Raw genomic sequence first — 22,669 nt, 5'->3', positions numbered from 1 at the left:
GGTCTGGCCCACTCATGACCGACCACTCTGCCTCCAGCGGGACGGTCCTCGCAGTCGCTACTGGCAAGGGTGGCGCGGGCAAGACCACCGCGACGGTCGAGTTGGCGATGGCGCTGGCCGAGCAGGGCAACGAGGTCGTCGTCGTGGACTGCGACATCGACATGTCGGGCCTCGGCGGCCACCTCGGCATCTCGGCCGAGACCACGCTCCACGACGTGCTGGCCGGGCGAGCGACGGTCGAGGACGCAATCGTCGAGGCCGGCGGGTTCAGGGCGGTCCTCGGTGACCCCGGTCTCGAACGGTTCGCCGAGACCGACCCGGACCCCGACCAACTCGGGCGGGTCATCGATAGCCTCCGGGAGAGCTTCGACGTGGTTCTGCTCGACACGAGTTCGAATGCTCGAACCGCTACGACGCCGCTCTCGGCGGCCGACCACGCGGTGCTGGTGACGACGACAGACCGGCCCGCGCTGGCGGCCACCCGGCGAACCGCCGAGTTCCTGTCGAAGTTCGACGCCGACGTGGCCGGGGTCGTCGTCACGTGGACCGACCACGGCGCAGTGGACCGTCTCGAATCGGTGCCCCGAGAACTGGGGTGCAGTCCCGACGTGCTGGTCCGCGTGCCGGACGAACGCGGCGGTCGCCGGGACATCTTCGAGGGGGTCGCCCCCGGCTATCGGGAACTCGCCGAGGGACTGCCAGCGGTCGGCGAGGCCGAGTCCGACGACGAGACCGAGACCGCCGACGCCCGAGAGATGTTCGGCGACGAGTCGAGCGCGGAGTCGTCCGGCGGGGGCTTGACCAGCGGGTACGTCCGACGGAGCGGGCGACTCGCCGCGCTCGGGGACCTCCTCGGCGGGCCGCGAAAGCCGGGCGACCCCCCGCCGGTCTCCTACGACCCCGACGAGGGACTCCGAGCGAGTCGCCCCGCGGTCGTCACAGCGATAGTTGTGGTACAAATCGCACTGGTCGGTCTGGTGGTCGGGGACCCGCCGATTCCGCTCGTCCGGCCGATACTCGCCGGGATATACGCGCTGTTCGTCCCCGGCATTCCGGTCGCGCTCCTGATGGACTTAGACGAGAACCGATTCCCCCGGTTGGTGGTCTACGTCGTCGGTCTGAGTGCGGTCGTGATACTCGGCGTCGGGGCCATCATCAGCCTCCTGTATCCCATGGTCGGCATCGACGCGCCGCTCCGGGCGGGGTCGATGGCCGGGTCGCTGACCATCACGATGTTTCTCCTCTGTGCGGTGATACTGGCCCGCAGAGACGAGCGTCCGGTCCGCGTGCCGCTTCAGGGGGCGTTCTCGCCCGCCCCGCTGGCGCTGGTCCTCGTGCCCTTCCTGAGCGTGTTCGGCATCACCTTCCAGAACGCGACCGGGAACAACTCGCTGTTGCTGGTGGTGCTGATACTGGTGTCGGTGTTCCCGGTACTGAACGCCTCTGAGCGACTGCCCAAGCGGTGGGTTCCGCTGGCGGTCACCGTGGTCGCCGCGGCGCTCCTCTACCACAACAGTCTGTTCGGGGCGGGCATCGGCGGGCCGTCCGGGGCGGCCCACACTCTCGACACCGGCGTCTGGAAACCGAGCGAGGCGTCGGTCCTGCCCAACGGCGTCCTGTTTCCGACCTACGCCATGCTGACCGGTCTGAAACTCGGGGCCGCCACCTCGACGGTGAACCCGCTGTTGGTCGTATTCCTGCCGGTCATCCTGTTCGAGGGCTACCGCGAACAGGTCGGCGACCGGGCGGCGTTCGCGTCGGTGTCGCTGTTCATGTTCTCGTTCCCGTTCTACGTCCTCTACAGCATCGCGGGGCGGGTCGCCACGCCGGTTTTCTTCCTCGCGCTGGAGGGGTTGGTACTGAGCGACGGCGACATCGACCTGTTCCGCAAGCGCGTCCTCGCCATCGTGTTCGGGATGGGACTGGCGGTGTCGCACTACGGAACCGCCTACGTCGCCATGGTCGCGTTCGGGACCGCGTTCGTCGTCTACCTGCTGTTGGGCGTGATAGACCGGGTTCGGATACCCCTCTCTCGGGGGTCGTTCTCGGCGCGAGTCCGCGACGTGGACCTCAACGCGCTGGTGGACGACCTCACGCCGCGCCTCCTCTCGCCGTCGTTCGTCGCGTTCTACGTGGTCTTCGTCATCGAGTGGTACTTCTACACCACGGGCGGCGAGAAGTTCGCGGTACTGCCCCGGAAGATAATCGGAGTGGTGAACCGGTTCTTCGAGGCCAGCGCGAGCGGGACGGCCGGGTCCGCGGTCAGCAAGCAGTACGGTTCGACCTCGGTCGCCATCTCCCGACAGTTGTACATCCTCATCGGCGCGCTGATGGGCATCGGCCTCGCCACGACGATGTTCGCGCGAGTCTTCCGGAAAGACTCGGTAGACGTGGACGACGAGTTTCTGGCGCTCGCTGTCGGATTCATGTCGATGCTCGGCGCGTCGTTCTTCGTCGTCGGGTTCAACGTCGCCCGCATCATGATGATAGTGTTCACGTTTACCGCCGTGTTCGCGGTCTACGGCCTCGGGACCATGGTGGAGGCCGGACTGACGACCCGGCGAATTCTCGGTCGGGTGGCCGACCGTGACCCTCGCGGCGCGGTCCGAAAGGCGCTGGCCCTCGACTTCGACCGGGCGTTCGGCGGGTTCCGGACCGAGCTATCCCTCCTCTCGGTGATTCTGTGCGCCTTCCTCCTGCTGAACTCGGGGGTCGCCACGGTGCTGGTCACCCACGACTACGCGCCGAGCAACGTCATCACTCAGCAACAACTCGAGGACAGCGAGGAGGTCCAAGTCCAACTCAAGGCGAAGGGCTGTGTCGACTGTAACATCCAGTCCCACGCGTGGCTGTTCTCCCACCGCAACCGGAGCGAGCACGCCTACGGCGACTTCAAGGCGTGGGCGCAAGTGGACTTCTATCGAGGACCACTCGTGGGGCAACTCAGCTACTACCCCAAGAAGACGGTCTATCGGTCGATGTGGTACGCGACCAACGGCACCGCTAGCAGGTCGCTGGTGCTGGTCCTCGACCATAACACCGATACCGGGGTGATGCTGGTCGATTCGATGTACTACTGGAAGTCGCTCCAGTACCTCGACCCGGTGACCGACCGGTCGCACGTCGTCTACACGACCGGCGAGACGTACATCTACCGCTCGACGGACCGGGCAACCGAGGAGGCCTTCGGCTTCCAGCGCCCCGACCCGACCAACGTCACCAACCTCACGGAGTTCACCGACTACGTGAACCGGTCTGACGCCAAAATCGGCAACGTGACAATCAAGTCGGCCGAAAACGACACCGACGACCTCCGGGAGTCCAAGTCCGGCGCGGGGTCCGTAGGGGTGTCGTCCGAACAGGTGTCGCCGACGAAGGAGACGCCCCAGACAACCGGGCCGCCGACGGACACGCGACTGCCGACCGGCCAGCAGTTCGCGGCCGAGTTCGTCGCGGGCCGTGACGAACTCGGCAGTCCGAGATAGTAATAGAATTTCCTAAGCAACAAAATTATTTTCTACACAATTGTATGGGATTCCAAACGTCGCCCGTGCGGTCCGAAACTCGGAGCGCAGTGGCGGTCAATCGGCGTAACCGAGCGCCGCCAATCGGTCGGTCAGGTCGTTCCCGTCGTCGGCCTCCTCGCGGTGCGTGTCGGGGTCGTACTCGCCGGTGTCCTCGGCAGAGGTCACGCACCACGGAACCCGCCGGAGACACGGGAGCGGGACGCCGGCGGGGTGTTCGTAGATGCCTCGCTCGCCCAGCGCGTTGCCGTGGTCGGCGGTCACCACCAACCGCTCGGCGTCGATGCTTTCGGCGAGGAGTTCGACCTCGCTCAGGACGTGTTCGAGATTGGCGCGATAGCTTTCCCAGACCTCCTCGCGGTCGGCCGCGCCGGTCTGGAGGTCGGTCCACGTCGAGTCGAACCGCTGGCCGCCGCCGAACGACGAGGGCGTGAGGTCGCCCGATTGGCCGTCGGCGACGAACGGAACGTGGGGTTGCATGTAGTGGACCACGAGGCGGTCGGGTGCCCGTTCGCGGGCCACCGAGATAGCGCGGTCGGTGACCGGCCGAGGAGGGACCGTCCCTAACTCGTCGTCCCACCCGTAGCGCCACACCTCGTCCAAGAGCGCGAACGAGGCCGAATCGAGCATTTTCTCGGAGAAGGGGTTTGCGGTGACGTAGGCGGTCCGGCGGGTGTCGGCCCGGCGGTCGTCGCCGAAGTTCTCTGCCATCCACTCTTGGCTGTGGCTTCCCAGCGAGTCGAAGGTGCCGACCTCGCCGAGGACCGGGTAGTCGTCGGCGACTTCGCGCATCAGGTCGGTCCGGCAGGCGTCCAAGACCACCAGCACGTCCCACTCCTCGTCGTAGATGGACCGGCCCGGATGGAACCCGCGTTTCCGAAGCCAGAGTTTGGCGAAAAACTCCCGAACGCCCGCGAGACCGGCCCGGTCGGCGTGTTCGGCCAGATTCGAGAGGTGCGGACGCGGGTCGGGAATCACGCCGACTCACCCCGTTCGACCGCGCCCAAAACGTCGCGGAACGAGTCCACGAACGCCTCGCGCTGTACGTCGGCCACGAAGGGGTCGGCGAGGTCCCGCGCCGTCTCGGACAGGGCCTCGCGTTCCCCCGCCGACCGCGAGAAGAATTCCACGACGCCCTCAGCGATGGCTTCGGGGGTCGGTTCGACCACCAACTCGTCGGAAACGTCGGCGACGAGCGGGAAGGAACCGGTCGTCTCGGTCACCATCGGGACCACCCCGGCCCGCATCGCCTCGGTCACGGTGACGCCGAAGGCATCGACTCGCGCGGGGTGGACGTACAGCGACGATGCTGTGAGTTCCGCGGTTAGGTCCTCAACGAACCCGTGGACCTCGACGCCGGGCGTCTCCTCGTACTCGTCGGGATGGCCGACCCCGACGACGTGGAGCGTGGCGTCGGGGACCTGCCGGCGGACTGCGGGCCACGCCTCGACCAGCATATCGACCCCTTTGTGGTCGCGGGCCTCGCAGACCGTGATGGCCCGGTTCGCGCCGAGGTCGGCGCTCGCGTCGTCCAATCGGTCGGCAACCTCGGGTTGGACGTAAGGGTGGACCGGCCGGACCGGCGTCCGAGGAGCGAACGACCGAACGTGGTCGGCGACGAACTCCGACACCGCGAGGACGCCATCGACGTACCGGCGGACCAGCGCCCGGACGAGTTTGGCGTCGAGATAGCGGTCGGTCTTCCGGACCAGCGCCTTGGGCAGGAGGTCGGCGTCGAAGTCGTAGCTTTCGAGGCCGAAGACGTTGTGGGCCGCCAGCAGAACCACGGTCGCATCGGGAAACGCCCGCTTGATGACGGGACTGGCGTAAACCGCGTCGGCGTTCTCCAGCACGTAGACGTCGCGCTCCGGGAAGGACGACCGACTCGCCGCGAGGACGTCCTCGACCAGCGTGCCCGAAAGCGGGCCGACCGAAACCGGCGAAAAGAGCAGGGGGTCGGCGTCCACCGCGTCGGCGAACCCTCGATGGGCCGGGTGGCCGTAGGAGGCGTCCTCGTCGTCGTGGGCCGAGTGGCCGAACGCGGGGTACACCCACCCGACGCGGCGCGATTGGCTCATAATTTCATCTCCACACTCGCTCATTTCAAGCTTTTTATCACGGTCGAGGGGTCGTCGCCCGCGGCCCGAACCAGTCGGCGCAGGGGACCGAGTGCGATGCCCGACCGGTCCTCTAACTCCTCGACGAGGAGCGCGTCTTGCGGTTCGACCGCACCGAGGACTGCGACCGGGAAGGCGACCACGGCGGCCACTGCACCGGCGGGAATCGAGAACCCGAAGGCGACGGCGACGGCGGCCCCGACCCCGAGCGTCCACGTCGCCGGGCGGAAGGCCCGCCGAGTGAACGGGTGGACGCCGAACCGGGAGTACAGCACCGCGCTCCCGAGAACGTCGCTCACGAAGACCGCGACGGCGGACGCAACCGCCGCGCCCACGATGCCGTGGGTCGGGATGAGGAGGTAGTTGAGTGTGACGTTCACCGCGGTCTGGGCGACGAGGACGTAGTTGATGACGTGGTTCGCGCCGAGACCGACCAGCGACTGGGTATTGAGTCCCAGCAGGATGGCCAGAAAGTTGCCGACCGCCAGTATCCGGAGCGCGGTCGCACCGTCCCGATAGCCGTCGCCGAACGCGAGGCCGATGACCGTCTCGGGGAACCCGAACAGGACGACGAACAGGGGAACGCCCCCGACCACCATCCACTTGGTCATGACCTGATAGGTCCGGCGCATCTCGTCGTGCTTGCCCCGGTCGTGAAGTCTGGTCAGGACCGGCGGGAGGAGGAAACCGACAGTCGCCAGAATCGCGGTAAAGAGGTTGCTCAACTGGAAGGCGATGTTGTACGCGCCGATGCCCGCCTTCGACCCGAAGTAGCCCAGCATGTAGATGTCCACGTTCGACACCAGAAAGCCCATCCCCTGCGACAGCGCCAGCGGGAGCGAGAACACCAGCACCGACCGGTACATCGCGGTCGGTTCGGCCTCAAAGGCGGGGAGCGCCCGCCGGGCGAACCAGAGCGCCCCGAGACCCGCGAGGACGACGGCCGCGGTCTGACCAGCAACTGCACCGGTCGCGCCGGCCCCGGCGATAACGAGTCCCGCAATCAGGCCGAACCGGACCGCGGGCCGGAACAGTTGGTTGACGAAGGCGTGAGCGCGAGCGTCTCTCGATCCGCGGGCCAGCGACACCGCGATGCTCCCCAGCACCGAGAACGGGACCCCGAGCGCCGCGACCCGGAGCAGGCCCGCCAGCGACGGGTCGTGGAAGGCCCGCTCAGCGATGGTCGGCGCGAGGACGAACACGGCCCCGCCAGCGAGGAGACCGGTGACAGTCCCCACCGTCAGCGACGACCGGACGACCCCGCGGGCCTTCGCGGGCGTCTCCTCGTGGTGGGGGAACTCCCGCATCACGCCGTCGTCCATCCCGAGCGTGGCCACTAGCGTCGCCATGTTGACGACGGTCAGCGACAGCACCACGTCGCCGTAGGCGGCCTCGGTCAGCAAGCGGGCCATGGCGACCTGCGTCAGAAAGCCGAACCCGAGCGCCACGAACTTGCTCCCCGACACCAGCGCGCCGCCGGAGACGACCGTGGCGAGCGAGTCGGTTACGTTGCCGTCACTTCCGTCGTCAACCTCGCTCCCGTCGTCAGTCATGGTTTCGAGCGACTCCCTCGGTCGTTCGTCCGGACACGTCCGGGACAGGTCCCTGCTCTGTAATGTGTTTGCCGATTCACGTCGTGAAACGAAACCTGCTTGCATCCACAGAACGCCGAGCAGAGTCGAACGAGAGCGTCGTTTTTCCCACTCGTGGAAATCTAAAAATCTATAACCCGACCCAACACACCACGGACACGATGAATCTAGGGCTGGTCGTGCTGGACACCCTCCGGTACGACGTGTACGACGACGTGATGGGCGACCTGTCGTCGCTGGCCGACCACACCTTCGAGCGGACCTACTCGACCTCTCGGTGGACCGTCCCGGCCCACGCCTCGCTGTTCACCGGACTGTACCCCTCGGAGGTCGGCGTCGGCGCGCGGAGTCGCCACCTCACCACGTCGCGCCGGACGCTGGCCGAGCGACTGGCGGGCGAGGGCTACGATACGGTCGCACTGAGTAACAACATCCACATCGATTCCTTCTTCGACTTCGACCGGGGGTTCGAGACGCTCCACCGCGGTCCCGCGCTCGAAGACCGGCCCGAGGCCGACCGGAGCGATTTCGACTGGGAGGCGCTATTCTCTCGCCTCGACGGGAGTCGGTTCCGGAACCTGCGGGCCGCGTGGGAGATTCTGCACAGCGACGCCGACCTCCTGCCGACGCTCCGGACCGCCGTCGAGATGTATCGCTCCGCGCCGGTGAACGAGGCCACCAACGACGTGAGTTGGGCCTTCGACGCGATGAAGCAGGTCGCGCCAGCGGACGACCAGTTCCTGTTCGCCAACCTGATGGCGTGTCACTACCCCTACGACCCGCCCGGCGAGTACGCCGACTGCGAACCCCTCAACGTCCCGCCCTACGAGTTGACGCTCCGCGAAAATCCCGTGACCGACGACGAACACGCCCGCCAGTGGGAGTCCTACCGCGGCGCGGCCCGGTATCTGGACGACGAACTGCCGAACCTGCTCGCAGACGTTGATTGGGACATGCTGTTCGTGGTCTCGGACCACGGCGAACTGTTCGGCGAACACGACCTGCGCGGCCACGAGTACGGCGTCTACGACGAGTTGGTCCGAGTGCCCGCAGTCGCCATCGGTAACGAGGTGCCGGCGGGGACCACCACCGAGGTCACGAGTCTGTTGGACGTGCATCGGACGCTCCTCGAAACCGCCGGGGTGGACGTGCCCGACGACGTGCGAGGACGGAATCTGTTCGAGGACGACCTGACCGACCGCGAGGTGTACGCCGAGAGTTCGGGGTGCGGCCACTACTCGCCCGACGCGACCGGTCTCGCCGCCAAGATTCCGGCGTCGTGGGACGACCCCCACTACCTCCTCATGACCGACGACGCCGCTTTCCGGGTGGACAAAGACGGCGAACGCGCCTTCGACCCGGAGACGGACGAGGAGATACCCGACCGGGCCGACGACCTGCGAGAGCGCGTCGAGGCCCTCCGGGAGTCCCGCGGCGACCACGCCGGCGAGGCGGGCGGAGAAGTCACCGACGAAATCGCCGACCGACTGGAGCATCTCGGGTACGCATGACCGGCACGGAAAATCTGACGGTCAACTTCTTCACCCTGACCGACGCTCGGGCCTCCGAACACATCTATATGGGCAACCTGAAGCGGGAACTCGAAAACCGGGGCGTGGAGGCGGTCGCCGACTGGAGAGACGCCGACGTAGTTCACCTGTTCGAGGTCAACTTCTTCACCACCGACGCCCTGCTGGGCGGGGAAATCGCCACCCTCCTGCGCATCCTGCGGTCGGACACGCCGGTCGTGATTTCGACCGACGACCTCTATTTCATCGACCGGGCGGAACTGACCGCGAGACCGGTCCTCTACGGTCTCAACCGCCGGACTCAGCGATGGCTGTTCGGGCAGGCCGACCGCATCGTCGCCATCTCCGAGAGCGTCGAGCGGGCGCTTCCAATCGAACACACCGAGGTCGTCCGCCACGGCGTGACTGACGAGTATTTCGCCGAATCGGCGCGCGCCGATTCGGGGGAAACGCAGTCCGCGGGGGACGATTCGTCGGACTCCGAATCGCCCGACGAAGGCCCCGAGCCATTCGTCTTCCACGCCAGTCTGGCGTCGAAGCGCAAGAACCCCGAGGCCGTCCTCGAAACCGCGAGCCGCCTTGACGCGCGATTCGTCCTCGCCGGTGGCGGGTGGGACGAAAAGGTCCCCGACCGACTCCGCGAGGAGAACGTCGAGGTCCGGGGCTACGTCCCCGAGGCCGAGTTAATCGACCTCTACCACCGCGCAGACGTGTTCTACTTCCCGACTCACCACGAGGGGTTCGGCCTGCCCGTCCTCGAAGCGATGGCTGGCGGGTGTGCGGTCGTGACCTCGGACGCCTACGCCGTTCCGGAGGTTGCCGGCGACGCCGCGGTGCTAGCCGACCCGACCGACGTGGACGCTCACGTCGCCGAGATTCGGCGACTGCTGGACGACGAGGCGGCCCGCCGGGAGTTGGGCCGAACCGCCGCCGAGCGCGCTCGGGAGTTCTCGTGGGCCGACGCCGCGGCCGAAACCGAGCGCGTTTATCGGGACGTAGTGAACCGGTAAGCGTCGCTACGACGCCGAGACGTTCAGCCAGAGTCGGAGTTTTCGGTAGGGTTCGCCGGAGGCGTCCTCGCCCCGGTAGAGTCGGAAGTGGAGGCGCTCGCGGCCCGGTTCCTCGGCGGAGAACGAGACCCTGAAGTCCGAAGTTCGCTCGTTTTGGACCGTGAGAGTCCGGGATTCGAGGGTCCGGTCGCCGAGGACGAGCGTGACGGTGTAGGTCTGGTCGCGGTGTTCGTGGTTCGAGATGCCGACGATGACCCGGCCGCTCTGGCCGACGGTCAGGTTCGTCGGATAGCCCTCGGCGTCGCCGTCGTCGTCGAGGACGTAGAACTCGGTGTAGGATTCGGTCGGGTTCGGCGGCGAGACGGCGATAGCCAGCGTCCCGACCACCGACGCCACCAGCGTCAGTGCGAGGAGCCACGTCAGAAAGCGGCGAGTCCGGTCGTCCACGGCGGTCACCCGGCGACCCCTGACGAGCGGGGAGAGACAGAAACTACTATCCGACCCGTGTGCGGAGATGTGCCACGTCGGTGGTCGATGTCAGGGGACGACATGCTCGGAGACGTTCGTACGAAATCGTGGAAACAGCCAGTAATAAATCTGCTGTCGTCTCCCCTCGCGTTCGCTGTCGCGGCGACCGGACTCGGCGAGTGGTTGCTCTACACGAATCACGTCGGGTTCGCGCTCTGGGGCCACTTGGTCGCGCTGTTCGCGTGTCTGGTCGCGCCGCTGGTGAGCGACGACGACGCCTTCGCGGCCCGGTCGTTCATTCTCGTCCCGCTGTTTCGACTGGTGAACCTCGGCATGCCGGTGTTCGTGGAAGTGACGCTCTACTGGTTGCCGCTGGTGTACGGGTCGCTGTTCCCCAGCATCTACGTCCTCGCCGTCGCCGGGGACACGCCGGACCTGCGGTGGAACTTCCGGCGGGGAATCGCGCTCCTCCCGCCGAGCGTCGTCGCGGGCGCTATCGCCGGGCAAGTCGAGTACGGACTGCTGAAACCGACCGCGCTGGTGACCTCGCTGACGCCGACGAATCTGGTCCTCGTCGGTGCGGTCATGTTCGGGTTCGTCGCGCTCGGCGAGGAGCTAATCTTTCGCGGCCTCGTCCAACCCACCCTGAGCGACCGACTCGGCCTCTGGCCCGGCGTGGTCGTGACCAACCTGCTGTTCGGCGCGATGCACTCGGCGTACCCCTCGCCGACGACTATCGGATTCGTGACCCTGCTGGGAGTCCTGTTCAGTCTGACCTACGAGGCCACCGATAGCCTGCTGGTGCCGACGACCATCCACGGGACGGCGAACGTGTTCCTGTTCGCAATCGTGCCGCTCTACGGGCCGCTGTTTCCGACGCCGTGAGAGCAATATAGAGACGTGGGAAAGAAATACAGAGTTAGTCTTTCGACTGGGCGAGCATGCTGAAGAAGAACGAACTGAAGATGGTCTGGGTCCCCAGCACGATGGCGGTGAACGCGACCATGCTCCGGACGGCGAACGGGGCCGTGTCGAACCCGCCGGTCGCCCACCGAGCGACGACGAAGGTCACGTAAATGGTCCCGAGGCCGTAGAGGACGAGACCCAGCGTCGCGCCGTGTTCGAGTTTGAAGTGGTTGCGTATCAGGCCGGTAATCGAGTCGCTGGGGCGCTGGATGGGGTCGGCCGCGATGGAACTGAACACCGCCAGCGTCGTAATCTGGAAGCCGACGATGGTCAGCAGACTCCCGGCAATCATGGTGTTGATGCCCGGCGAGGCGGACCCGATTTGCACGTCGAACAGCGCGACTGCCATCGTCACCACGCCCAGCACCGAGAAGACGAGGCCGGGAATCGAAAAGAGGTGACTCGGCGCGTTGATGAGCATGAACTTGACGTGTCGCCACCCGTCGCGGAAGCTATCGAGGGTGGCCTCACCCTCGCGGGGGTGGTAGGTGATGGGGACCTCCTCGATGGTGAACCCCTGCGCGCTGGCCTCCATTATCATCTCGCTGGCGAACTCCATCCCGTCGCTCCGGAGGTCAAGTCGGTCCAGCACGTCGCTGTCGATGACCCGGAATCCGCTGTGAGCGTCCGAGACGCCCGCGCTGTAGAAGACGTTGAGGAACTTGGTGAGCAGGGGGTTGCCGACGTACTGGTGGAGCGAGGGCATCGCGCCGGGCCGGATTTCACCCGCGAGGCGACTCCCCATCACCATGTCGGCGTCACCCTCCCGGACCGGGGCGAGGAGTTTCGGTAACTTCGCGAAGTCGTAGGTCGTGTCGGCGTCGCCGATGACCACGTAGTCGCCCCGCGCTCTTTCGAAGGCGTACTTGTAGGCGTATCCGTATCCCATCCCGTCGGGTTCGACGACGTGCGCGCCGTACTCCGCCGCGATTTCCGGCGTTCGGTCGTCGGAGCTATCGCTGACGATGATTTCGCCCGGAATTTCGAGTTCCGCCAGTGCATTCTCTATCTGGTCGATACACTCGCGGACGCCGACCTCCTCGTTCAGCGTGGGCATGACGATGCTGAGAGTCGGCCGACGGTCGCTGTCCGGCGTCACCAAGAAGTCGGCCGCGTCGCCCGCGGGGCGCTCCTCGGTTCTGCTCGCTCGTATCTGTTCACTCATGTTTCTGTCTGCTACCTCGCCGCAGTCTCGTGGTTTTGCCGAGGCTCGGCGGACTTCGAACCCAGTTGCGCCCCGTTATTAGTCATTCTCAAAATATTAGTATTATTAAACTTCCTCTCCAAATTCCATCATTCCGTATTATCACAGTATGGTAGTATTTGAGTATTTAAACCTACCGCTCCCGATAAATACTATCAAGTATGTAAGGGTAAAATTGAAACAATTAGGCCACGGCGATTCGGAGGAAATAGCACCGTCGTAGCGAACGACCTCGATTCGCTCCTCGTCGTAGAAACTGACTCGCCGTCGAGTTCGACGTTGCAGTCGCACTCAGGCACGTGCATCGTCCATTCCAGAACCGAACGATTTTCGTCAGCGACCGCATAACCCCGAGTAGTGACACGTCTCCCCGACTGGCTCGGAACCGGGTCCGAGCGCCGAGCCAAACTGTTCGCACTCCTCGCAGTGCTGTGCCTCGCGGTTGCGAGCGTCGGCGTGCTGGCCGCCCCGGAGAGGCCTCGCGTGACCATCGCCGACGAGTCGCCCGAGGCCAACACACTCGTCGCTCTGCAAGGATACAAACACGAGGGCGGCGTCGTGGAGGTCACACCCGAGGGTGATGTGGTCTGGGAGTACCGCAAACCCGACGACGCCTTCGACGTGGAGGCGCTGGGTCCCGACCGAATCCAGCTATCGACTGCCGACGAGATTCCCGACGCCGAGTGCCCCGACCGCTACCGCAACGACGGGTTCAAAAACTGCGTCCGGAACAGCCTCCGGGTTCTGAACAAGTCCACGAAGGAGGTCGTCTGGGAGTACGCGTGGTACGACGCGGAACTCCACGAACACGAACTGCACGACGCCGACCACTACACCGTCCCCGCCGGAAACGCGACCGCAGACGGAAACGGAACCGACGCGGACGCCCGCGCGGACCGCTGGGTGCTGGTGGACATGGGCAACGACCGGGTGTTCGCGGTCAACCGCCAGCAGGAGGTCGTCTGGCAGTGGAACGCCACAGACACCTACGAGATGCCCGACCGGATGGGACCGGAGAGCGACTGGACCCACATGAACGACGTCGACCGCCTCCGACCCGGCGTGTTTCAGGTTAGCCTCCGGAACTTCGACACCGTAATCGAACTCCACGTCGAGAACGGCACCGGACCGAGCGACCGGGCAGTGACGATCGAACCCGTCGTCGGCCCGAACCAGTTCGCCGGGAAGGGGGATATTCTCTACGAACAGCACAATCCCGACCGACTCGCCGACGGCCACCTGCTGGTCGCCGACAGCGAACACGACCGCGTGGTCGAGTTGAACGCCGACAACGAAGTCGTCTGGGAGTTCGGCGGGAGCGCGACCCTCGACTGGCCGCGGGACGCCGACCGACTGGCGAACGGCCACACGCTCGTCACCGACTCGTACAACGACCGGGTGGTCGAAGTCAGCGAGGACGGCGAAATCGTCTGGGCGGTCGAAACCGGCGACCTGCCCTACGAGGCCGACCGCCTGCCCGCCGAGTGGAACGACAGCGCACTCGCCGAGGGAAGCCGTGACCACCCGACTGCGACCGAAGCCGGTCTCGCCGACGGCGGGGCGGACTCGCTGGTCGAACAGTATCTGGGCTTCGTGGTCGCCATCTCGAAGTACGTCCTCCCGACTGGGATGGGCGAACAAGTGCCGTGGCTGGTCCTCGGTCTGGTCTCGCTAATCGGGGCGGCTATCGAGGGGGTTCGGTGGCGCAGAGTGGACCGCAGGGTGAAGGGTTAGAAGTAACTCCTTCGTCTTTTGGGCATGAGATTCGTTCTAAAAGAATTAGATAGTCAGTTCTGAAACTACAAAACTTCCCGCTGGCAGGACCCACAGAGGTTCTCCTCTTTCACGTCCACCTCACGGACGGTCGGCGAGAAGTTCATCACGCACCGCTTGTTGTCGCAGTGTTCGAGGCCGAGCGTGTGGCCGATTTCGTGGACGACCTCCTTGCGAACCCGGTCGGAGAAGATTTCGCCCGCGCTCCGGTTCGAGAACCCGCCGTCGCTGGAGGTCTGGAGCCGATAGGTCGAGATGACACTGCCGTTGCCGTCGAGGTACGCGAGTCCGAAGACGTAGTTTCTGCGGCGATAAAAGAGGTCTTTGGGCGTGATGGCGATGTTCTTCTCGCCCGACCCGATGCGGCCCGCGAGTTCGATGAACTCCTCGGCGCGGTACTGGTCGCGCTTCTCGTCGTGTGAACCGGACGGAATCGGCTGGGAGTCGTGGATAGTAACGTCGCAGTCGTAGACGGAGCGCAGGGCGGTCGAAGCCTGCCGCTTGACTTTTGCGGGCAGGTCTCCGACCGGGACGACATCAACGAGCATGGGAAACACTATGCGGGAGCGGCCCATAAACTTCCCGCCGTGCGTTCCCGAACTCGCCAAGCCGTCGTCGCCCGCCTCGCTGTCTTCGACACTGCCGTCGAGGTGGGCATCGGCAACCGAACCGACGTGGCCGGCGCGCTGGCAGACGAGGACACCGCTGTCACCGCGACTGACGTTCATCAGCGCGAGGTCCCCGAGGAGGTCCACTTCGAGCGTGACGACGTTCTCGACCCCGACCCCGAGATTTACCGGGACGCCGACGTTCTCTACGCGCTGAACCTCCCGCCGGAACTCCACCGCCCCGCGCTTGAAGTCGCCCGGAGCGCGGACGCCGCCTTTCTGTTCACGACCTTAGGTGGCGACCAGCCAGCGATTCCGGTGGAGCGGGAGACGGTTCCGGGCGAGACGATTTTCGTGGCGCGGGAGTAGCTTCGCGCTCCTCGTCACCAGACGAGTGTTCCCGCCAAGAGGCTTTTTGCCGCGTCTATCTACAGAAACCACGTGGCCGTCGCTCCCGACCCCATCGAGATTTTCGACCGAGCAATCGAGGAGGGCGAGCGCCGACTGAACCAGTCGATGCTCGAACTGGTCTCGACTAGTTTCATCGCCGGGTTCACCGTGGTCTTCGGTATCGTCGCGCTCGGCATCGTCGAAGCGTTCGTTGAACCACGGTTCGGTCACGGTATCGCCAAAATCGGGGGGTCGCTCGCCTTCGGTCCCGCCTTAGTGTTCCTCGTCGTGGGTCGGACCGAACTGTTCAGCGAGAACTTCTTCGACCCGGTGGCGAAGGCCGTCGAGGACGACGACTCGTGGCTGGTCGGCCCACTGGTCCGCCTGTGGTCGGTCACCTTCGCGCTCAATCTCGCCGGAGGAGTCCTCTTTATCGCCATCTTGTCTGTCGATGGCGTACTTCCGGCCGGAACGACCGACGCGCTCGTCACCTTCGCCCACGAGTTCGTCCACCGGAAGACCAGCGCCGAGTTCGCCAAGGGCATCGTCGGCGGCACGCTGGTCACGCTGTTGTCGTACCTCCTCGAAGCGGTCAACACCGTCACCAGTCGCATCGTGTTGGCCTACATCGTCGGCGTCCTGCTGACGCTCGGCGTCTTCGACCACGTTATCGTCACGATGCTCCACGTCGTCTTCGGCATGGTCTTGGGCGCGAACATCGGTCTCGGCGAGTTGGCGGTCACGACCGGCGTGGTCACGGCCGGGAATCTGGTCGGCGGCCTCGGACTCGTGACGCTGACCCACGTCGCCCAGTGGAAGGGAGCGCGCGACTCGGACCGGTGAGGGGCAAGACCCTTCAATTCCGCCTGACTACCCTCTCGCATGCAAGTTGACGCTGTCGTGCTGGACATCGACGGGGTAGTCGTGGACGAGTCCGACTCCTACCGACGCGCCGTCGTGGAGACCGTCGCGCGCGTCCACGGCGACACCATCGAGAAGGAGGCGACCCAGTTGTTCAAAGACGCTGGCGGGTTCAACAACGACTGGGACGTGACCTACGCCGTCGCGCTGTTCGTCCTCGCGCGCCGGGAAGGCATGGACCTTGACGTTGAGGCGTTCACCGACCGAATCGCGGCCCGGCGGGCCGAGCGCGAGGAGACCGGCGGTGCCGACGGACTCGACGCCGCCGAGGCCGTCGTGGACGAGGCCCTCTCGGCGTCGGCCAGCGAGCGCGCCAGAGCAGACTGGGACCCCGAACACCTCCGAGAGGTCTTCCAGCAACTCTACCTCGGCGACGACCTGTACGCCGACATCGAGGACGGAGAGCCGAATCCGGACCTCGACGCGCCGGGGTTCATCCACGACGAGCCAATCCTGCTGGAATCGGAGACGTTGGACCTCCTCGGCGACTACCCCCTCGGCGTCGTCACTGGCCGGCCCCGAGACGAGGCCGACATCGCCCAGCGCCGGGCGGGCCTCAGCGTGCCCGAGGACCGGCGCTTCACGATGGACGACTGGGACGAGGGCAAGCCACACCCCCACGCGCTGACGACGCTCGCCGAGCGATTCGACGCGGACTCGGTGGTCTTCGTGGGTGACACGCTCGACGACGTGAAGACCGCCCACAACGCCGAGGAGGCCGACCCTACTCGGGACTACTTCGGCGTCGGCGTGCTGACCGGCGGCCTGACCGGCGAGGAGGGCAGACGGAAGTACGAAGAAGTGGACGCAGATGCGGTCCTCGACTCGGTGAACGACCTGCCCGACCTGCTGGAGTAGCTTTTTGTCGTCGCTGTCGGTGGGTGAGGGTATGGATTGGTCCAGACTCGGGGACGTGGCGACGGACGCGCTCGTCGTCTCGTTTCTCCTCGGTGCGGTTCTCTCCCCGCCCGACCCCCTCACGCAGTTGCTCTACGCCGCTCCGACGTTTCTGATGGCGCTCGCGGCGCTCTACCTGTACGGCCAGCAGTCGGTCAGTCCGTGGTGGCGTCGGTATTTGCTTCTCCTCGGCGGCGTCCTCGCCGTCTCGATGGCGTGGCGCGCGGTGGCGTTCGCGGTCGGTCTGGGGTCGGCCTCGGTCCTCCAAACCGCGTTCACGCTGGCAGGGGTCGCGTTCGGCGCGTGGCTGGCGTACCTCGGCGGGTGGGCGAAGCTGACGAGTCGGGAATCGTAGCGGTCGCGGAGGCGAGAGTGCGGTGATGGCCCACCGCCAGCGAGCGCCCGGCCGACCATCTGCCGGGTGGGACTGAAAGGGGCCGCGGGGTTCGCGTGCAGTTTAGTCGCTTCAGCACGGCCACTATTCAGCGCGCGCAGTTCTGCGCGCGCTGAATATCCTGCTGAACGACCGCCGGAGGACAAACCGCGTCCTCCGAGGTCACACTCGCTCCGCTCGCGTGACCGCGAACCGCGCGGGGGCTTTCGAAACCTTCGACTCGGATTTCTCGGCGGTCGTCTGTCCCGGCGCTATCCACCCCAATAACTATACAATTCTAAAGAAAATAAAAAGTTGTCCTAAAGAAAGGTACACAATTCCAATCCGTAACACCGCGTATTGCCGGAGTCAGGAAACCTTACTTTCCGCCCGCCCGGAGTAGGGGGTATGCGAATCGCACTCCTCGGCGGAACCGGCGACATCGGACAGGCCCTCGCGCTCCGGTGGGCGCGAGACACCGACCACGAAGTCATCATCGGGTCCCGCGACCCCGAGAAAGCCCGACAGAAGGCCGACGAGTACGAGACCGAACTCGATAGCGTCGGCGTCGAACGCGAAATCAACGGCTTCGCCAACGAGATGGCGGCCGACCGGGCCGACGTGGTGGTGCTGGCGGTGCCCGCCTTCCACGCCCGCGACACGGTGGAAGCGGTCGCCGACCGCATCGAGGAGGCCGACGTGTTGGTCTCCCCGGCGGTCGGGATGGACCGCGACGACGAGGGGTTCCACTACAAACCCCCGAAGGCCGGGAGCGTGACGAAACTCGTCGCCGATACAGCACCCGAGGAGGTCCCGGTCGTCGGGGCCTTCCACAACCTGTCGGCCGACCGACTCGCCAACCTCGACGTGGAGTTGGACCTCGATACGCTCGTGGTCGGCGACGACGAGGACGCGGTGGAGACGGTACGCCAACTGGCCGACCAAATCGAGGGCCTGCGGGCGCTGAAGGCCGGCGGCATCGCCAACGCCGCCGAAGTCGAGAGCATGACGCCGCTCCTCATCAACATCGCCATGGAGAACAAGGGGATGCACGACGTGGGCGTGAAATTCGAGTAGCGACCGACTGACCGACCCCGATTTTCCGGCGTTCGTCAGGCAGTTAGGACGGTCCTACTCCGTGGGACAGGTTCTGGCACGTGAGAAATCAGGAGTTTCCATATCGGTATAACCTGCCTGTTAGACCAACACGGTTATAAGGGTGGTGTGCATTACCATACCATGTATGGCGACCGCACCGACTGGCGACGACGACCTTTTCGACGAGTTCCTGTCCGAGCGTGGCCACGAAACCGAAACCGTGGGCTGGCAGGAGGACTATAACAAGAAACAGTGTCCAGAGTGCGGCGGACTTCACGAGACGTCTGCGAGCGAGTGTACCGTCTGCGGTTGGCGACCGTAGTTTCGGTCGCCCCTCCTCGGCGCAGGAGCGTGTACCGGAAGACGACTACCCGATTGGAGCTTTTTTCGGCGACGACGGACCGGCAACCCGGACCAACTGGTTTCCGATTCCGGGTCCTCCGTAGGGTATGGTCCGACTCTCGACCTACGTCATCCTCGCCGGGGTGGTGTTGCTGTTCGTCCCGATTCCGCCAGTTGCGACGATTCTCGGCGTCCTCACGATTGCCATCGGCGTCGTCATGCGATTTTTGGGATAGCGTTCGGCGAGTCAGAGCGCGGTGATGACTCCCGCACCGACGACGATGAGCGCCGCGCCCGCGACGACGCCGCGAGTGACGTTCTCTAAGTCCTTCAGCAGGACCGCCGCGAAAATCGTCGTAAAGAGCGGCGCGGTGCCCGCGAGGGGGTCCACGATGGCGACTGGCCCGCGGGAGAAGGCCTCGAACAGCGAGAGGAGCGCGACGGCCGTGATGGTCCCCGAAATCGCAAAGTAGCCGTAGGTCCGCCGCGGCATGTCGAACACGTCCCGCCGATTCGCGGCGATGGCGTACCCCGCCAGACCGACGAGCGCGGCGGTTTCGTTGACCGTGACCGCCTGCAAGGTCGTGGCGGGCGTCGTGTCGAGACCGAACTTCCGGACGACGTTGCCGACCGCGAACGCGCAGGCCGCCGCGACCGGAAACAGCAGGTCCCGGCGTTCCCACCCCGAGATGTCGCCGCCCTTCGCCAGCGCGAGGACCACGAGGCCAGCGACCAACACGAGGATGCCCAAAACGGTCGCAAGGGTTACGTCCTCGCCTAACCAGACCACGGCGAGGCCGGTGGCGAACAGCGGTCGGGTGCTGACCCCCGCGCTGTTGACGCTCGCGCCGACCCTATCGACCCCGGTGAACACCGCCAGTCTGCCGAGCGAGGTCCCGACGAGTCCGGCGAACGCGAAGACCCCGAGCGTCCACGGCGAGAGGCCAGCGAGGGGATTCCCGTCCTTGAGCAGAAAGAGCGCGGTCCAGTAGATTGCGGAGTCCACGAGGACGACGACCAGCGACGCCTGCGCGGAGGTCCCGCCGGCGGCCATCCCTCGCTTGGAGACGATGGGGGCGAACCCCCACAGGAGGGCCGGCAGGAGCGCGAACGCCAACACGTCGAGAGCAGGTGCCATCGTGGGTACTGTGGCCTACGCACCCTTATTCGCCGCGGTCGTGACAACCTGCGACGACTCTCGTAAATATAATTATAAAATTACTGCTTATACTGCCTTCAACCCGATTTCGGGATGCAGAACAGTTGTATCGTCAGTCGGAGGAGTCCGTTCCGGTGTCGATAGAAATATAGTGTAAGATTTCCGTAGTGGCACAAGAGAAATGCCCGAATGCCAAAACTGCGGTTCGTTCGTGACGGACGCTTACGCCCGAGTCTTCACGCCCCGCGAAGTAGAGGACCCGCGCGTCTGCCCCGAGTGCGAAGACAAAATCCGAGACGGCAGTGAGGTCCGCGAAGCCCGGTCCCCCCGAAACACCTCGTAGCGCGCCGAACAGGCCGATTCTCCGCTAATTCCCGCTTGCCCGACAGCAACGACTCCGGCGAGGAGTCCCGTCAATCTAATTCACATCGTTTTATGAGTGCGGGGGCCATGGGGTTGGTGTAATGAGCCAAGACACGGACGAACAAGTGACCCGTCTGTTCGGTGGGCCGGGAAGTGGGAAGACCACCGAACTGCTCGACCGAGTAGAGGGTCTCCTCGACAAGGACGGCGTCGGCGTCAACGATATTCTGTTGGTCTCGTACACCCGAGCGGCGGCGAACGAGGTTCGAGAGCGTCTGGCCGAGCGCCGGGACCTCAACCCCCGGTCGCTTCAGGGGTCGGTCTGCACGATGCACGCGAAGGCCTACGAACTGCTGGACCTCTCGCGCAACGACGTGGTGGGCGAGTCCGACAAGAAGGAGTTCTGCGAGGACTTCGGCATCGAGTTCGAAGACGAGTACAGCGGCGCGGGTCGCCGGACTGCTCGCTCGACCACGCTCGGCAACAAGATTATCGCCACGAGTCAGTGGCTTCAGCGCACCAGCAGAGACGTTTCGGACTGGTACGACGTGCCCTTCCAGTGGAACGACGAGGAGGTCCGTCTCCCGCCGGACATCGACCCGAACGCCCAAGAGGGTAACAAGTACACGCCGACGTGGCCCAGCGACGACGACCGACTCGACGTGCCCGAGGCCATCCGCGGGTGGCGAAACTACAAGGGCGAACACGATTTGGTCGGCTTCGCCGACATGCTCGAACGAGTCCAACAGCGGTCGCTCCTGCCCAACGTCGAGTATCTGGTCATCGACGAGTTTCAGGACATCACCAGCCTCCAGTACGACGTCTACGAGGAGTGGAAGCCCCACATGGAGGAGGTCCTCATCGCGGGCGACGACGACCAAGTGGTCTACGCGTGGCAGGGTGCGGACCCCAAACTCCTGCTCGAGGAGACCGGCAACGACGTGATTCTCGACACCTCGCACCGACTCCCCTCCGAGATTCTGCGCGTCGTCCAGCAGGAGGTCCAGCACATCGACGAGCGCCAAGAGAAGAACCTCTCGCCGCGCAAACAGGGCGGGAAGGTCGAACAGGTCGATAGCCCCTCGATGCTCGAACTCGTCCGGAACGTCCGGTACACCATCGAGGAACACGACGGCACCCTGATGTTGCTGTTCCGGGCGCGCTACCAGATGTTCCGGTTCATCGACGAGTTCATCGACGAGGGCATCCCGTTCAAGTGTCTGACCGACCAGCGGATGTGGACCGACCGCCTCCAGCAGTACGTCGATGCGGTCGAGAAGGTCGATTCCGAGGAGCCGATTACCGCCCTGCAGGCCCGTCGCCTCGCCGACATGCTTCAGGACTCGGCGTTCGGCACCAACGAGCGAGACGACCTGTTCGACGCCATCGACGAGCGCAAGGAGGACGCCGACACCGACGACCTCGCCGAAATCGAGGTCGAACACGACTTCGTGACCGACTTCGCGCCGTTCATGCCCGGCCCGGCCTCCGCCGCGGACATGGTGCGGAAAGTCACCAGTTTCCAGAAGAACTCGATGCGGGCCTACTTCGGCGGCGACTACGAGGGCATGGAGGCTGACCGCGTTCGCATCGGCACCATCCACTCCGCGAAGGGTCGTGAGGCCGACCACGTGTTCGTCGCCACCGACCTGACCGAGAAGGTGGTCGAGCAGATGGCCGCCACCGTTGACGGACCGGTCGAAGGCGAGGAGTTCACCGCCACGACCGACCCCGTGCCGACCCTGACCGACAACGAGCGCCGGGTCTTCTACGTCGGAATGTCCCGCGCCCGAGAGCGCCTCGTCGTCATGGAGAACCTCGTGGGCGGTGCGCCGACCCTACCCATCGACGTTCTGCTCTACAACGAACCGAACGGCAAGGGCGTCGCCGAGGCGCTGGAAGAAGTCGAAGAACCGCCCGCGCAGTAGATTTCGGCCAGTATAGCTCTCGCTTCTCTCGAACTTTCGTCTCGTTTCTACGACTTTACTAACTCCTCCGGCGCGCGCTGGCGCGGCGTCGTCGGGAGCGAAGCGACCGACGGCTCGGCGGACGCGGTTTGTCCGCCGGCGGCTCGTTCGCCGCGCCGAACCGCGCGAGGTCGTCGGGAGCGTAGTCGTTCGAAAATCGAAGATTTTCGTGATCACGAGAGCGTCGCTCTCGGACGACGACCGACTGCTCGGCAGACGCGGTTTGTCTGCCGGTGGATGAGTAGCGCAGGAGCGAAGCGACGAGCAACACAGTCGGCTGGGGAGGGTGTGGCCCGCGGTTGCGGTGCGGGGCAGAGTAGTGCGGTAGACGGCGTTGCTCAAGCCTGAAGCTAGCTCTGCTGAATAAC

At 65.3% G+C, this 22,669-nt stretch carries 21 protein-coding genes; 14 read left to right on the top strand and 7 right to left on the bottom strand.

Annotated elements, in window-relative coordinates; genetic code table 11:
* Positions 1-14 precede the first annotated feature (14 nt).
* Positions 15-3,485, top strand: a complete 3,471-nt coding sequence (locus P2T57_RS15210; protein WP_276300060.1) for a DUF2206 domain-containing protein — start codon at positions 15-17, stop codon at positions 3,483-3,485.
* A 96-nt stretch (positions 3,486-3,581) separates the two neighbouring features.
* Here P2T57_RS15210 and P2T57_RS15205 read toward each other — a convergent pair whose 3' ends face one another.
* From P2T57_RS15205 to P2T57_RS15195, 3 genes are read right to left on the bottom strand one after another with little or no spacing between them, the layout of a single operon-like run.
* Entirely contained in the window at positions 3,582-4,502 is a 921-nt protein-coding gene (locus P2T57_RS15205; protein ID WP_276300059.1) for an alkaline phosphatase family protein, read from the bottom strand.
* Entirely contained in the window at positions 4,499-5,602 is a 1,104-nt protein-coding gene (locus tag P2T57_RS15200) for a glycosyltransferase family 4 protein (protein ID WP_276300058.1), read from the bottom strand. The genes P2T57_RS15205 and P2T57_RS15200 overlap by 4 nt, the downstream gene beginning before the upstream one ends.
* A 20-nt stretch (positions 5,603-5,622) precedes the next feature.
* Positions 5,623-7,194 (bottom strand): flippase, encoded by a 1,572-nt coding sequence (locus tag P2T57_RS15195; RefSeq protein ID WP_276300057.1) that lies wholly within the window; start codon positions 7,192-7,194, stop codon positions 5,623-5,625.
* Positions 7,195-7,394: 200 nt separating this feature from the next.
* Here P2T57_RS15195 and P2T57_RS15190 point away from each other — a divergent pair, with 200 nt between their 5' ends.
* Positions 7,395-8,744 carry a sulfatase-like hydrolase/transferase gene (locus tag P2T57_RS15190; RefSeq protein ID WP_276300056.1) on the top strand — a complete coding sequence of 450 codons (1,350 nt, stop codon included), beginning with the start codon at positions 7,395-7,397 and terminating at the stop codon, positions 8,742-8,744.
* Positions 8,741-9,772: a glycosyltransferase family 4 protein gene (locus P2T57_RS15185; protein ID WP_276300055.1), complete on the top strand. Its 1,032-nt coding sequence runs from the start codon at positions 8,741-8,743 to the stop codon at positions 9,770-9,772. The genes P2T57_RS15190 and P2T57_RS15185 overlap by 4 nt, the downstream gene beginning before the upstream one ends.
* A gap of 6 nt (positions 9,773-9,778) precedes the next feature.
* On the opposite strand, the gene P2T57_RS15180 is transcribed toward P2T57_RS15185, so the two are convergent.
* Complete coding sequence (locus P2T57_RS15180) at positions 9,779-10,219, bottom strand: DUF1616 domain-containing protein (protein WP_276300054.1); 441 nt, start codon at positions 10,217-10,219, stop codon at positions 9,779-9,781.
* 87 nt (positions 10,220-10,306) lie between these two features.
* On the opposite strand from P2T57_RS15180, the gene P2T57_RS15175 reads away from it, so the two are divergent.
* A complete protein-coding gene (locus P2T57_RS15175; protein ID WP_276300053.1) occupies positions 10,307-11,125 on the top strand; it encodes a CPBP family intramembrane glutamic endopeptidase in 819 nt (272 codons plus the stop codon).
* Positions 11,126-11,159: 34 nt separating this feature from the next.
* On the opposite strand, the gene P2T57_RS15170 is transcribed toward P2T57_RS15175, so the two are convergent.
* Positions 11,160-12,371: a glycosyltransferase family 2 protein gene (locus P2T57_RS15170; RefSeq protein WP_276300052.1), complete on the bottom strand. Its 1,212-nt coding sequence runs from the start codon at positions 12,369-12,371 to the stop codon at positions 11,160-11,162.
* 396 nt (positions 12,372-12,767) lie between these two features.
* On the opposite strand from P2T57_RS15170, the gene P2T57_RS15165 reads away from it, so the two are divergent.
* A complete protein-coding gene (locus P2T57_RS15165) occupies positions 12,768-14,144 on the top strand; it encodes a hypothetical protein (protein WP_276300051.1) in 1,377 nt (458 codons plus the stop codon).
* Between the two features lie 65 nt (positions 14,145-14,209).
* On the opposite strand, the gene P2T57_RS15160 is transcribed toward P2T57_RS15165, so the two are convergent.
* On the bottom strand, positions 14,210-14,731 hold the full coding sequence (locus P2T57_RS15160) for an archaemetzincin family Zn-dependent metalloprotease (RefSeq protein WP_276300050.1): 522 nt from the start codon (positions 14,729-14,731) through the stop codon (positions 14,210-14,212).
* 39 nt (positions 14,732-14,770) lie between these two features.
* Between P2T57_RS15160 and P2T57_RS15155 the strand changes: the two genes are divergently transcribed.
* The 7 genes from P2T57_RS15155 to P2T57_RS15125 all read left to right on the top strand — a co-directional run bounded on the left by P2T57_RS15155 (position 14,771) and on the right by P2T57_RS15125 (position 19,048).
* Positions 14,771-15,160 (top strand): UPF0146 family protein, encoded by a 390-nt coding sequence (locus P2T57_RS15155; protein ID WP_276300049.1) that lies wholly within the window; start codon positions 14,771-14,773, stop codon positions 15,158-15,160.
* 72 nt (positions 15,161-15,232) lie between these two features.
* Positions 15,233-16,024, top strand: a complete 792-nt coding sequence (locus P2T57_RS15150; RefSeq protein ID WP_276300048.1) for a formate/nitrite transporter family protein — start codon at positions 15,233-15,235, stop codon at positions 16,022-16,024.
* 39 nt (positions 16,025-16,063) lie between these two features.
* A complete protein-coding gene (locus P2T57_RS15145) occupies positions 16,064-16,960 on the top strand; it encodes a TIGR01548 family HAD-type hydrolase (protein ID WP_276300047.1) in 897 nt (298 codons plus the stop codon).
* Between the two features lie 31 nt (positions 16,961-16,991).
* Complete coding sequence (locus P2T57_RS15140; protein WP_276300046.1) at positions 16,992-17,354, top strand: hypothetical protein; 363 nt, start codon at positions 16,992-16,994, stop codon at positions 17,352-17,354.
* Positions 17,355-17,780: 426 nt separating this feature from the next.
* Entirely contained in the window at positions 17,781-18,449 is a 669-nt protein-coding gene (gene npdG, locus P2T57_RS15135) for an NADPH-dependent F420 reductase (RefSeq protein WP_276300045.1), read from the top strand.
* A 166-nt stretch (positions 18,450-18,615) separates the two neighbouring features.
* The gene (locus P2T57_RS15130) at positions 18,616-18,792 is read left to right on the top strand and encodes an HVO_0416 family zinc finger protein (RefSeq protein WP_276300044.1); all 177 of its coding nucleotides are present in this window, start codon (positions 18,616-18,618) and stop codon (positions 18,790-18,792) included.
* Between the two features lie 127 nt (positions 18,793-18,919).
* Positions 18,920-19,048, top strand: a complete 129-nt coding sequence (locus tag P2T57_RS15125) for a transporter (RefSeq protein WP_276300043.1) — start codon at positions 18,920-18,922, stop codon at positions 19,046-19,048.
* Between the two features lie 11 nt (positions 19,049-19,059).
* Here the strand turns inward: P2T57_RS15125 and P2T57_RS15120 are convergent, their stop codons facing one another.
* The gene (locus P2T57_RS15120; RefSeq protein WP_276300042.1) at positions 19,060-19,950 is read right to left on the bottom strand and encodes a DMT family transporter; all 891 of its coding nucleotides are present in this window, start codon (positions 19,948-19,950) and stop codon (positions 19,060-19,062) included.
* Between the two features lie 202 nt (positions 19,951-20,152).
* On the opposite strand from P2T57_RS15120, the gene P2T57_RS20375 reads away from it, so the two are divergent.
* Positions 20,153-20,314 carry a DUF7563 family protein gene (locus P2T57_RS20375; RefSeq protein ID WP_420028503.1) on the top strand — a complete coding sequence of 54 codons (162 nt, stop codon included), beginning with the start codon at positions 20,153-20,155 and terminating at the stop codon, positions 20,312-20,314.
* Between the two features lie 121 nt (positions 20,315-20,435).
* The gene (locus P2T57_RS15115) at positions 20,436-22,262 is read left to right on the top strand and encodes a UvrD-helicase domain-containing protein (RefSeq protein WP_276300041.1); all 1,827 of its coding nucleotides are present in this window, start codon (positions 20,436-20,438) and stop codon (positions 22,260-22,262) included.
* Positions 22,263-22,669 lie beyond the last annotated feature (407 nt).

This window comes from Halorussus lipolyticus (assembly GCF_029338375.1).
GTDB lineage: Archaea > Halobacteriota > Halobacteria > Halobacteriales > Haladaptataceae > Halorussus > Halorussus lipolyticus.
The sequence above is the reverse complement of the archived record's forward strand: the minus strand, read 5'-3'. Positions and strand labels throughout refer to the sequence as shown.